The sequence below is a fragment of the Enterobacter cloacae complex sp. CDL013 genome (assembly GCF_049238805.1).
Taxonomy (GTDB): domain Bacteria; phylum Pseudomonadota; class Gammaproteobacteria; order Enterobacterales; family Enterobacteriaceae; genus Enterobacter; species Enterobacter hormaechei_C.
In genome coordinates this window covers 237,165-248,891 of sequence record NZ_JBMKGT010000005.1, presented here as the reverse complement: position 1 = coordinate 248,891, position 11,727 = coordinate 237,165, and the positions used below count along the sequence as shown (strand labels likewise).

At 59.9% G+C, this 11,727-nt stretch carries 12 protein-coding genes; 8 read left to right on the top strand and 4 right to left on the bottom strand.

Features of this window, described 5'->3' with window-relative positions:
• Positions 1-42: 42 nt before the first annotated feature.
• From xthA to ACOTXD_RS11820, 6 genes are all read left to right on the top strand, one after another.
• Positions 43-849: an exodeoxyribonuclease III gene (xthA, locus tag ACOTXD_RS11845; protein WP_022650885.1), complete on the top strand. Its 807-nt coding sequence runs from the start codon at positions 43-45 to the stop codon at positions 847-849.
• Positions 850-855: 6 nt separating this feature from the next.
• On the top strand, positions 856-1,539 hold the full coding sequence (locus ACOTXD_RS11840; protein WP_032645828.1) for a TVP38/TMEM64 family protein: 684 nt from the start codon (positions 856-858) through the stop codon (positions 1,537-1,539).
• A gap of 6 nt (positions 1,540-1,545) precedes the next feature.
• Complete coding sequence (locus tag ACOTXD_RS11835) at positions 1,546-2,715, top strand: ABC transporter substrate-binding protein (protein WP_073970455.1); 1,170 nt, start codon at positions 1,546-1,548, stop codon at positions 2,713-2,715.
• Complete coding sequence (locus tag ACOTXD_RS11830; RefSeq protein ID WP_061856394.1) at positions 2,688-4,217, top strand: ABC transporter permease subunit; 1,530 nt, start codon at positions 2,688-2,690, stop codon at positions 4,215-4,217. Before ACOTXD_RS11835 ends, ACOTXD_RS11830 begins: the two co-directional genes overlap by 28 nt.
• Positions 4,217-4,837: an ATP-binding cassette domain-containing protein gene (locus ACOTXD_RS11825; RefSeq protein WP_022650881.1), complete on the top strand. Its 621-nt coding sequence runs from the start codon at positions 4,217-4,219 to the stop codon at positions 4,835-4,837. Before ACOTXD_RS11830 ends, ACOTXD_RS11825 begins: the two co-directional genes overlap by 1 nt.
• A 73-nt stretch (positions 4,838-4,910) precedes the next feature.
• Positions 4,911-6,218 (top strand): sulfurtransferase, encoded by a 1,308-nt coding sequence (locus tag ACOTXD_RS11820; protein WP_061856413.1) that lies wholly within the window; start codon positions 4,911-4,913, stop codon positions 6,216-6,218.
• On the opposite strand, the gene ACOTXD_RS11815 is transcribed toward ACOTXD_RS11820, so the two are convergent.
• Positions 6,215-6,832 carry a CDP-alcohol phosphatidyltransferase family protein gene (locus ACOTXD_RS11815; protein WP_022650879.1) on the bottom strand — a complete coding sequence of 206 codons (618 nt, stop codon included), beginning with the start codon at positions 6,830-6,832 and terminating at the stop codon, positions 6,215-6,217. The two genes, ACOTXD_RS11820 and ACOTXD_RS11815, sit on opposite strands and share 4 nt — an antisense overlap.
• Positions 6,822-7,394, bottom strand: a complete 573-nt coding sequence (locus ACOTXD_RS11810; protein WP_032658147.1) for a carboxymuconolactone decarboxylase family protein — start codon at positions 7,392-7,394, stop codon at positions 6,822-6,824. Before ACOTXD_RS11810 ends, ACOTXD_RS11815 begins: the two co-directional genes overlap by 11 nt.
• A 75-nt stretch (positions 7,395-7,469) precedes the next feature.
• Here ACOTXD_RS11810 and ACOTXD_RS11805 point away from each other — a divergent pair, with 75 nt between their 5' ends.
• On the top strand, positions 7,470-7,886 hold the full coding sequence (locus tag ACOTXD_RS11805) for a pyrimidine (deoxy)nucleoside triphosphate diphosphatase (protein ID WP_045346455.1): 417 nt from the start codon (positions 7,470-7,472) through the stop codon (positions 7,884-7,886).
• Here the strand turns inward: ACOTXD_RS11805 and ACOTXD_RS11800 are convergent.
• A complete protein-coding gene (locus ACOTXD_RS11800) occupies positions 7,846-8,118 on the bottom strand; it encodes a YnjH family protein (RefSeq protein ID WP_003857857.1) in 273 nt (90 codons plus the stop codon). The two genes, ACOTXD_RS11805 and ACOTXD_RS11800, sit on opposite strands and share 41 nt — an antisense overlap.
• Positions 8,119-8,343: 225 nt before the next feature.
• Here ACOTXD_RS11800 and gdhA point away from each other — a divergent pair, with 225 nt between their 5' ends.
• Entirely contained in the window at positions 8,344-9,687 is a 1,344-nt protein-coding gene (gdhA, locus tag ACOTXD_RS11795; protein ID WP_023315910.1) for an NADP-specific glutamate dehydrogenase, read from the top strand.
• Between the two features lie 114 nt (positions 9,688-9,801).
• On the opposite strand, the gene ACOTXD_RS11790 is transcribed toward gdhA, so the two are convergent.
• On the bottom strand, positions 9,802-11,724 hold the full coding sequence (locus tag ACOTXD_RS11790) for a DNA topoisomerase III (protein ID WP_061856393.1): 1,923 nt from the start codon (positions 11,722-11,724) through the stop codon (positions 9,802-9,804).
• Positions 11,725-11,727: the final 3 nt, after the last annotated feature.

Genomic DNA, 11,727 nt, shown 5'->3' with positions numbered 1-11,727 from the left:
TGCTACCATCCTTGCACTATTCACCTTGCATTGGCAGCGACTATGAAATTTGTCTCTTTTAATATCAACGGCCTGCGTGCCCGCCCTCACCAGCTTGAAGCGATTGTTGAGCAACATCAGCCAGATGTGATCGGCTTGCAGGAGACAAAAGTTCACGACGATATGTTCCCGCTCGAAGAGGTAGCGAAGCTGGGCTATAACGTTTTTTACCACGGTCAGAAAGGCCACTACGGCGTTGCGCTGCTGACCAAAGATACGCCGGTGTCGGTGCGCCGTGGCTTCCCGGGTGACGGTGAAGAGGCGCAGCGCCGCATCATCATGGCGGAAATTCCTTCCGCACTCGGCAATGTGACCGTCATCAACGGCTATTTCCCGCAGGGTGAAAGCCGCGATCATGAAACCAAATTCCCGGCCAAAGCGAAGTTTTATCAGGATCTGCAAAACTACCTGACAACCGAACTCAAAAAAGAAAACCCGGTGCTTATCATGGGCGACATGAATATCAGCCCGACGGATCTGGATATCGGTATTGGCGAAGAGAACCGTAAGCGCTGGCTGCGCACCGGCAAATGCTCTTTCCTGCCGGAGGAGCGCGAGTGGATGGAGCGCCTGCTGGGTTGGGGGCTGGTGGATACTTTCCGCACGGCTAACCCGGAAACGCAGGACCGTTTCTCGTGGTTTGACTACCGCTCTAAAGGCTTCGATGACAACCGGGGCCTGCGTATTGATCTGCTGCTGGCGAGCGCCCCCCTGGCCGAACGCTGCATCGAAACCGGTATCGACTATGACATCCGCAGCATGGAAAAGCCGTCCGACCATGCGCCGGTATGGGCAACGTTCAAGCTGTAAACTTCAGTGAATATTAAAAAAATCAGTCTCCTGTGCGCCCTTCTGGGCGCATTTGTTTTAATTGTTGTTTTGCTTCCACCGGGCATGCTCTCCCTCGACACGCTAAAAATACACCAGCAAACGTTGCTCGCTCGTGTGGAGCAAGCGCCCCTTCAGAGCGCGCTGTTCTATTTTGCGGTTTACGTTCTGCTCTCCGCGCTATCGATCCCCGGAGCCGCGCTTCTGACGCTGCTCGGCGGGGCGCTTTTCAGCCTGTGGGAGGCGACGCTGTTGGTGTCATTTGCCTCGACGCTCGGCGCCACGCTTGCCATGCTCGTCAGCCGTTATCTGCTGCGCGACTGGGTGCAGCGGCGCTTTGCCGCACAGATGAATACGATCGATGCGGGGATGGATCGCGACGGCGCACGCTACCTTTTTGCCCTGCGCCTGATGCCGTTGTTCCCGTTCTTTCTGGTCAATTTGCTGATGGGGCTAACCCGTCTCAGGGTGCGTCACTACTGGTGGGTCAGCCAGCTTGCGATGCTACCTGCCACCGTCATTTATCTGAACGCCGGACGCGAGCTGGGAAAACTTACCTCGCTGCGCGATATTCTGTCGCCGGGACTGCTGTTCGCCTTTACACTGTTAGGGTTATTACCGCTGGTCACTCGCTGGCTGTTTTCCCGTTACATCCCTTCGATTAAAAAGTGAGGCATTATGCGCCGGGTGCGTTTTTGCGCGTTTCTGACGAGTCTGCTGCTGGCAACCTCTGCCTTCGCCGCAGAGAACTGGCAATCCATTCAGCAACAGGCCACCGGGCAGACCGTCTGGTTTAACGCCTGGGGCGGTGATGAGGCCGTTAACCGCTACCTCGACTGGGTGAGCGGCGAGATGAAAACGCACTACGCCATCAACCTGAAGATCGTTCATCTGGCCGATGCCGCCGACGCGGTGAAGCGGATCCAGACGGAACATGCCGCAGGACGTAGCAGTAACGGGTCGGTGGATCTGCTCTGGGTAAACGGGGAAAACTTCCGCAACCTGAAAGCGGCAAACCTGCTGCTCACCGGCTGGGCGCAAACCCTGCCCAACTGGCGCTACGTCGATACCCGTAAACCGGTAACGGAAGATTTTGCCATCCCGACCGATGGGGCAGAATCCCCGTGGGGCGGCGCGCAATTAACCTTTATCGCCCGTAAAGCGAGTACGCCGACACCACCGGCAGATCCCCACGCGCTGCTGGTATACGCCCGACAGCACCCTGGCAAGGTGAGCTATCCGCGACCGCCGGATTTTACCGGCACGGCGTTTCTTGAGCAGCTACTGCTGGCGCTGACCGCCCATCCGGAGGCGTTAAAAAACGCGCCAGACAGTACCTTTGCGCAGGTCACCGCGCCGCTGTGGGATTACCTTGATACGCTGCACCCCCTGCTGTGGCGCGAAGGAAACGATTTTCCTCCGTCGCCTGCGCGCATGGATACGCTGCTGGCCAGCGGCAGTCTGAACCTGTCGCTCACCTTTAACCCCGCCCATGCGATGCAAAAGGTGGCGAGCGGTGAACTGCCTGCCGACAGCTACAGTTTCGGCTTTCTCAAAGGCATGATCGGCAACGTCCATTTTGTCGCCATCCCGGCAAACGCCAGCGCGAGCGCAGGTGCGAAAGTGGTGGCGAATTTCCTGCTGTCACCACAGGCGCAGATCCGCAAAGCTAATCCTGCCGTCTGGGGTGACCCGAGCGTACTGGATGGCGAAAAACTGCCTGCGAAAGCGGCAAAACAGCTTCGCGCCTTTACCCCCTCAGGCACGCCTGATGTGCTTCCCGAACCGCACGCCGCCTGGGTTAACGCCCTGGAGCAGGAATGGCTTCGCCGCTACGGAACCCGCTAAGCGGGCTGGTCTGGGCGGCAATGGCGGTCATCTATCTGCCCCTGCTTCCCGCCAGCGGCATGCTGCTGGCCCCGGCGTTTTCTCCCGGCAACTGGGCGACGCTGTTTGCCGACCCGCAGCTGCCGCAGGCGCTGGCCGCCACGCTGGTGTCAGCGCTTATCGCGACGCTGGGCTCACTGTTTATCGCCCTGACCCTGCTTGCGCTTCTCTGGCCGGGTGAAGGCTGGCAGCGCCTGAGCACCCGTTTGCCGTGGCTGTTAGCCGTGCCGCACGTCGCCTTCGCCACCAGCGCGCTGCTGCTGTTTGCGGAAGGGGGGCAGTTTTACCGGATCTGTACAGTCTGTTCGCCGCAGCTTGACCGCTACGGTATCGGGCTTGGCCTGACGCTTGCGGTCAAAGAGAGCGCGTTCGTTCTGTGGGCAATCTACGCCGCGCTGCCTGAAAAGCGCCTCGCACAGCAGAAAATTGTCCTGCATACCTTCGGCTACGGACGAATGCAGGCGCTCTACTGGCTCGTCCTCCCGGCAATCGCCCCCGCGCTGGGCGCCGTGATGCTGGCGGTGCTCGCCTGGTCCCTTTCCGTGGTGGATGTGGCGATCGTGCTCGGGCCGGGCAACCCGCCTACGCTGGCGGTGCTGGCCTGGCAGTGGCTCACCCAGGGCGATGCGCAGCAGCAAACCAAGGGAACGCTGCTGTGTCTGGTGTTGCTCCTGCTGCTGGCGGCGCTTGCCGCGGTGGGATACGGCTTCTGGACGGCATGGCGGCGCGCCCAGCGTGCTCCCTCCGGGGTTCGTCGCGCTTCGCATAGTGTGCTGCCCGCACGGGTGCTGGGCGGGTTACTGCCGCTGTGCGGCGTGCTCTGTGCGCTGGTTCTGCTGATGCTGGCACGCCGGGACGACATCGGCCCCGTCAGCGACAGCCTTTCACTGGGACTGCTGTCCAGCCTGACAGCGCTGGCCATCCTCATGCTCTGGCTTGAGTGGGGATCCCAGCGCGGCGCGGTGTGGATCTGGCTGCCGCTCGCCCTCCCGGCGCTGCCCCTCGTGTCCGGGCAATACGCCGTAGCGCTGTGGCTGGGCATCGACGGCCAGTACGCTGCGGTGCTCTGGAGCCATATGCTCTGGGTCCTCCCGTGGATGCTCCTGGTGCTGCAACCGGCCTGGCGCCGGCTCGATCCCCGGCTTATCCTCACCGCCAGAACGCTGGGCTGGCGGCGGGCGAAAATTTTCTGGCTAGTGAAATGCCCATTGATGGTTCGTCCGGCCCTGCTGGCCTTTGCCACCGGCTTTTCCGTGAGCATGGCCCAGTACATGCCTACCCTCTGGCTGGGGGCGGGACGTTTCACCACCCTGACGACGGAGGCGGTCGCCCTCAGCAGCGGCGGCAGCATTCCGATCCTCGCCAGCCGGGCGCTGGGTCTGTTGTTGTTGACCAGCAGCGTATTTGCCCTTGCCGCGCTGCTCTCCCGGCTCGTGGGCCGTCACAGACAAGGATTACGTTAATGCTGACCGTGAAAAATCTCACCATTGCGCCGCTCTTACATGAGGTCAACTTCCGCGTCCCGGCAGGGGAGATCGTCACGCTGATGGGGCCCTCCGGGAGTGGGAAATCGACCCTTTTCGCCTGGATGGTGGGGGCGTTATCCGCTGATTTTAAGGCGCACGGCGAGCTGTGGCTGAACGATCGTCGCTGCGATATGCTCCCCGTGGAAACGCGCGGGATCGGCATTCTGTTTCAGGATGCCCTGCTGTTTGACGCCTTCAGCGTGGGGCAAAACCTGATGCTGGCGCTGCCGGCGCACATCGTCGGGCGCGCCCGCCGCAACGCGGTCGAGCAGGCCCTGGAGACTGCCGGGCTGGCAAACCACTACACCAGCGATCCGGCGACCCTTTCCGGCGGCGAGCGCGCCAGGGTCAGCCTGTTGCGCGCCCTTCTCGCCCAGCCGCAGGCATTGCTGCTCGACGAGCCGTTCAGTCGACTGGATAAAACGCTGCGCGCCTCATTCCGGGCGTGGGTATTCGAGGTCACTCGCCAGCGCAGGATCCCGGTGGTGCTGGTCACGCATGATGAGGACGATATTCCGCCCGGCGGCGAGGTGATTGAGATTTCTCGCTGGCAATAATGTGCTAACGCAATGTTTTTGGCTTCAGGAGAGACGACAATGCCCCCCTCTTTTAATGACGTCAGGTTTTTCGATGAAACGTGTTTCTCAACTGACCGCGCTGGCCCTGATCTGCGGCCTCGCCTCACTCTCCTCCACGGCGGCTGATATGCCCCACTCCCTCACGCTGGACCAGCTCCAGGCGCAAAACGGCGCGGTAATTGATACGCGCGTCAGTGCGTTCTTTAACGGCTGGCCGCAGACCCTGAGCGGAACGTCCGGGCATGAACCCGCCGCGCTTAATCTCTCTGCCAGCTGGCTTGGGGCAATGAGCGATGAACAGCTCAGCGGCTGGGCAAAACAACATCGGCTTACGCCAGACATGCCGGTTGCGCTCTATGGCAACGATAATGACAACCAGACCGTCAAAACACGGCTGGAGAAAGCGGGCTTTACCCACGTCTCCACCCTGAGCAATGCCCTGCAACAATCCGACCGTCTGCAACGTCTGGCGCATTTCGAACAGCTGGTTTATCCGCAGTGGATCCACCAGTTGCAGCAGGGCAAACCCGTTACCGCCGCTCCAGCCGGAGAGTGGAAGGTGATCGAGGCTGGCTGGGGTGCGCCGAAGCTTTATCTCCTGAGCCACATTCCCGGCGCGGGCTATATCGACACCAATGAAGTGGAAAGCGAACCGCTGTGGAATAAGGTCTCTGACGAAGAGCTGAAAGCGATGCTGGCGAAGCACGGGATCCGTCACGATACCACCGTCATTCTGTATGGTCGCGACGTGTATGCCGCCGCGCGCGTGGCGCAGATCATGCTCTACGCGGGCGTGAAGGATGTGCGGATTCTGGATGGCGGCTGGAAGGCGTGGTCCGACGCCAGCCTGCCCGTTGAGCGCGGAACGCCTGCAAACGTGAAGCCAGCCCCTGATTTTGGCGCGCCGATCCCGGGCCAGCCGCGGCTGATGGTGGATATGGAGCAGGCCCGGGGAATGCTGCACCGTCAGGACGCGTCGCTGGTGAGCATTCGTTCCTGGCCAGAGTTTATCGGTGAAACCAGCGGCTACAGCTATATCAAGCCAAAAGGTGAAATTGCCGGTGCGCGTTGGGGCCATGCGGGCAGCGACGCGACCCACATGGAAGATTTCCACAATCCGGATGGCACCATGCGCAGCGCCGATGATATTGCCGCCATGTGGAAAACGTGGAATATCCTGCCGGAGCAGCACGTTGCGTTTTACTGTGGTACCGGCTGGCGCGCGTCTGAAGCCTTTATGTACGCCCGCGCCATGGGCTGGCAGAACGTTGCCGTCTACGACGGCGGCTGGTACGAATGGAGCAGCCATCCGCAGAACCCGGTCTCCACCGGGGAGCGCGGACCGGAGAGCGCACGCTAGCGGGGAAGTGACTTCAGCGTGATATAACCGCTCCAGATGCGCGTTGTGGTGGTCAGCCAGCACAACGCGCCAAACACCCATGCAAAGAGCGCGAAATGCGCCGGAAACAGGCTGCACAGCACAAACAGCGCGATGGTCTCTGTTCCTTCCGTTAATCCTCCAATGTAATAAAGCGACTTGTGCGCATAGCCGGGGTTGTCGATATCATGCTTCCCCGCCAGCGCGGCAAAGGCCAGAAAACTGCTGCCCGTCCCCATAAACGCGAACAGCAGCCAGGCGGCGGCGATCGCATTATCAGCCGGAGCGGCCAGCGCAAAACCAAACGGCACCAGGGCGTAAAACAGGAAGTCGAGGGCGATATCAAGAAATCCTCCCGCGTCCGTCAGGCCACGGCGACGCGCCAGCGCGCCGTCCAGACCATCCAGCAGCCGGTTCAGCACAATGGCGATCAGCGCCGCCGGATACCAGCCCAGCGCCAGAAAAGGTAACGCCAGCACGCCAATCGCAAACCCGGCGAGCGTTAAGCCATCAGGCGTGATAAACGGTTTATCCAGCGCGGCGGCCAGCTGATTTAATCCGGGTTTCAGCCGGGGGTGCAGATGTTTATCCAGCATGTGGTTTACCTTTAAACGTGGCGCACAGCCCCTGAGTCGGGATATCCAGCGCGGCGTTAAAGCGGGCGGAAAGATTCTGAAAGGCAATCAGAGCCGTCATTTCGGTGATGGTCTCTTCCGTAAAGTGGCGCTTCAGCAGGCTTTTGATATTTTCATCCACCTCAGGCGGCGTGGCGGTGACCGCTTCCGCATAGGCCAGCGCCGCGCGCTCCTCTTCGCTGAACAGGGTGGAATTTTGCCAGTCGCTGATGGCCTGCACTTTATCCAGCGCCCCGCTCCGCTCGGCCAGACGCAGGCTGTTGGCATCAATACAAAATGCGCAGTGGCAGATCTGCGAGACCCGCGTCATTAGTAGCGATCGCAGAACCGGGGTCAAACGCGCCTTGCGCCGCTCCAGATAGCCGACAAACAGCGCCACCAGCCAGAAAAGACGCGGCATACGACCCCACCAGCGAGTGGGGTTCAGCACCGCGCCGAAGTGTTTTTTCTGCATGGCGGCGATGGGGCTAAGGCTGACGGGAAGGGTTTCCATGGGCGCAACCCAGGCGGATATCTCTTTCACCTGATTCTCCTGATGACTGGACTCTTTGGAAGGGCACGATAATATGTCGTTTTTCGCTATTAATTATTGACGAACATGCTGAAAACACTCGATGTGGTTGCGGCCATCCTCGAAAATGAGGGCAAGATTTTGCTGGCGCAGCGTCCCGAACATGCCGATCAGCCAGGAATGTGGGAATTTGCGGGCGGGAAGGTTGAAGCCGGTGAGACCCAGCCGGAAGCGCTGATCCGCGAACTGCGCGAAGAGCTCGGCATTGAGGCCGTGCCCGCGCAGTATGTGGCAAGCCACCAGCGGGAGGTGTCGCAGCGGCTGATTCACCTCCACGCCTGGCATGTGCCTGAATTTAGCGGTGAGCTGAAGGCGCATTATCACTCGGCGCTGGTATGGTGTACGCCAGAAGACGCGTTCACGTATGATTTAGCCCCGGCGGATATACCGCTGCTGGAAGCGTTTATTCTTTTACGCGACGCCAGACCAGCGGGTTTGTACTGAGGGTGCGTTCATCACGCTGGCACTGCAACAGCACGCCATCCGCCCTGACCACTGCGCCTTCGGAATAGTTTTGATCCTGATAGATACAGCACTGATTACACGGCTGCGCACGCTGGCCGCCAGCGCTAAAGACCTCTGGCGGCACGTTAACCTCGACATCCGGGCGAATGCGATCAGCCTGTGCCCCGGCGGACACCATCAAACATAACGCGGCCATTGCGTAACGGTTCATAGACTTTGTTTCCTTTGCAACGTTTATATCTATAACGGTCGATCCGGACGGGATCTTTAATGTATCTCGTCATCGCTTTTAGTTATGACGCGCGCCCTGTCATTAATTTCCCTTGCAGCATAAATTTCTGCTTGCCTCTCAAAGCGGTGCGGGTGGTATAGTCAAAAAAACGACACAAAACATCTCCGCCACACGCATAAATTATTATAAGAGGTTCTTATATCTATGGATCAGACACGCTCTCTGGAAAGCTTTCTTGCCCATGTTCAGCAGCGCGACCCGCACCAAAGCGAGTTTGCCCAGGCCGTTCGTGAAGTCATGACCACCCTGTGGCCCTTCCTTGAGGAAAATCCGCGCTACCGCCAGATGGCGCTGCTTGAACGTCTGGTAGAGCCAGAGCGCGTCATCCAGTTCCGCGTGGCGTGGGTGGACGATCGCAATCAGGTGCAGGTCAACCGCGCATGGCGCGTGCAGTTTAACTCCGCCATTGGGCCGTTTAAGGGCGGGATGCGCTTCCATCCTTCGGTGAACCTGTCGATTCTGAAGTTCCTCGGCTTCGAGCAGACCTTTAAAAATGCGCTCACTACCCTGCCGATGGGCGGCGGTAAAGGCGGGAGTGATTTCGATCCGAAAGGCAAGAGCGAAGGCGAAGTGATGCGCTTCTGCCAGGCGCTGGTCACTGAACTCTATCGCCACCTTGGGCCGGACACCGACGTTCCCGCCGGAGATATCGGCGTGGGGGGGCGTGAAGTGGGCTTTATGGCAGGGATGATGAAAAAGCTCTCCAACAACAGCGCCTGCGTCTTTACCGGCAAAGGTCTGTCGTTTGGCGGTAGCCTGATTCGCCCGGAAGCGACGGGTTACGGTCTGGTCTATTTCACTGAAGCGATGCTTAAGCGTCACGGGCTGAGCTTCGAGGGGATGCGCGTGGCGGTCTCCGGCTCCGGCAACGTGGCGCAGTACGCTATCGAGAAAGCGATGGCGTTTGGCGCGCGCGTGGTGACCGCCTCCGACTCCAGCGGCACCGTAGTGGATGAAGCTGGCTTTACGGCAGAAAAACTGGCGCGTCTGTGCGAAATCAAAGCCAGCCGTGACGGTCGGGTAGCGGATTATGCCCGTGAGTTTGGCCTGACCTATCTGGAAGGTAAACAGCCGTGGGGCGTGCCGGTGGATATCGCCCTGCCGTGCGCGACGCAAAACGAACTGGACGTGGATGCCGCCCGGACGCTGATTAGCAATGGCGTGAAAGCGGTAGCGGAAGGGGCAAATATGCCCACCACCATTGAAGCGACCGATCTATTCCTGGACGCGGGCGTACTATTTGCACCAGGCAAGGCGGCGAACGCTGGCGGCGTGGCAACATCCGGTCTGGAAATGGCGCAAAACGCCGCGAGAATGAGCTGGAAGGCTGAGAAAGTGGATGCCCGTCTGCACCACATCATGCTCGATATTCATCACGCCTGCGTGGAGTATGGCGGCGAGGCGTCTCAGACCAACTACGTGCGCGGGGCGAATATCGCCGGGTTCGTGAAGGTGGCGGATGCGATGATTGGGCAGGGTGTGATTTAGTTTCGCTGCATTCTCGTCCTTGTAGGCCCGGTAAGCGTTAGCGCCACCGGGCTTTTTTCAGGCCGCAGAGCGGCTTTTCGCCGTGTGGCGGCTTCGCCTTACCCGGCCTACGGTTTAAGCGGTTGTATTTTTGGCTGCGCTTTTCTTCTTTTTGAACGGTTTCTTCGCCCCGCCGCCCGGGGCGACCATTCCCCGGAAGCGCTTCACTGGCGTGCTGCGCGCCTGATCGATCAGCTGGTAAAGCGTCCCCACCAGCGGCTGCATAAAGTCCTGATAGCGGCACTGCTTCTCGCTAATCTGCGTCAGCACCGATTCCCAGTGCGCGGTCATGTCCGGCCTGGCGGCCAGCTCCGGCAGGGAATGAATCAGCGCGCGCCCCGGCTCGGTCGAATGGATATAGCGCCCCTTTTTCTCAAGAAAACCGCGCTTAAAGAGCAGCTCGATGATCCCCGCGCGGGTTGCTTCCGTACCCAGACCGTCGGTGGCGCGCAGGATCTTCTTCAGATCTTTATCCTGCACAAAACGGGCGATCCCGGTCATGGCCGAAAGCAGCGTCGCATCGGTGAAGTGGCGCGGCGGCTGGGTCTGTCGTTCAACCACCTCCCCCTTCTCGCACAGCAGTTCGTCGCCTTTGGCCACGACCGGCAGCGGCGTACCGTCGTTCTCTTCGTCACGCTCTTTGTTGCCGAGCAGCGTGCGCCAGCCCGCTTCCGCGAGGAAACGCGCTTTGGCGATAAATTTGCCTTTGGCAATTTCCAGCTCAATAACGCACTTGCGGAAAACCGCGTCCGGGCAGAACTGCATCAGATACTGACGTGCGATCAGGTTATAGACTTTTGCTTCGTTGTCGGTCAGGTTGACGTTGCTAGTGCGCGCCGTCGGGATTATCGCGTGGTGGGCATCGACTTTTTTATCGTCCCAGCAGCGGTTATGGGTATCCGGGTTTACCGCCGGTTGCGGCAACAGATCCGGCGCATGGACACCAATGGCGTTCATCACCGAGTGGCGTCCGGCGAAGTGTTCCTCCGGCAGATAGCGGCTGTCCGAACGCGGATAGGTGATCAGCTTGTGGGTTTCATAGAGCTTTTGGCAGATATCGAGCACGTTCTGCGCGCTCAGGCCAAACTTTTTCGCGGCCTCGATCTGCAACGCCGAAAGGGAGAACGGCAGTGGTGCGGGCTCTGATTCCCGTTTGTCGTTATAGCTGGTGACGATCGCGGGTTGGCCGGTAATGCGGTTAACCACGTGCTCCGCCAGCGGACGATGCAGCAGCCGTCCCTCTTCGTCCTGATATGACTCACAGGCATCGCTCGGCTGCCAGACGGCGGTAAAGCGTTCGTCTTTCGGCGTGACGATATGCGCTTTGACTTCGAAGAAGTCTTTGGCGACGAAATTTTCGATCTCTTCGTCGCGACGCACCACCAGCCCCAGCACCGGGGTTTGAACACGCCCAACAGAGAGTACGCCCTGATAACCCGCGTTGCGACCGAGAATGGTGTAGGCGCGGGTCATGTTGATTCCGTACAGCCAGTCCGCGCGGGCACGCGCCAGCGCGGAGACACACAGGGGAATAAATTCGCTGTTGGCGCGCAGGCGTGAAATGGCCCGCTCTACCGCCTGAGGGTTGAGGTCGTTGATCAGGCAGCGCTGTACATGCTGACGCTTTTCCGGCGCCAGCTCCAGGTAGTCCAGCACTTCATCGACCAGCAGTTGCCCTTCCCTGTCCGGGTCACCCGCGTGGACCACTTCCGTCGCCTCATGCAGGAAGCGCTTAATGACGTTGAGCTGTTTGGTGACGGAAGGACGCGGTTGCAGACGCCACTTTTCCGGCACAATTGGCAGATCGTTGAGATTCCAGCGGGCGTAGCGGCTGTCGTAGACATCCGGCTGCGCCTGTTCAAGCAGGTGCCCGATACACCAGGTGACCACCTGTCCGTTACCGCATTCGATAAAGCCATCACCTTTGCGATGCGGCTTGGGCAGCACATCGGCGATGGCACGCGCCAGACTCGGTTTTTCGGCAATAAACAACCGCATCGA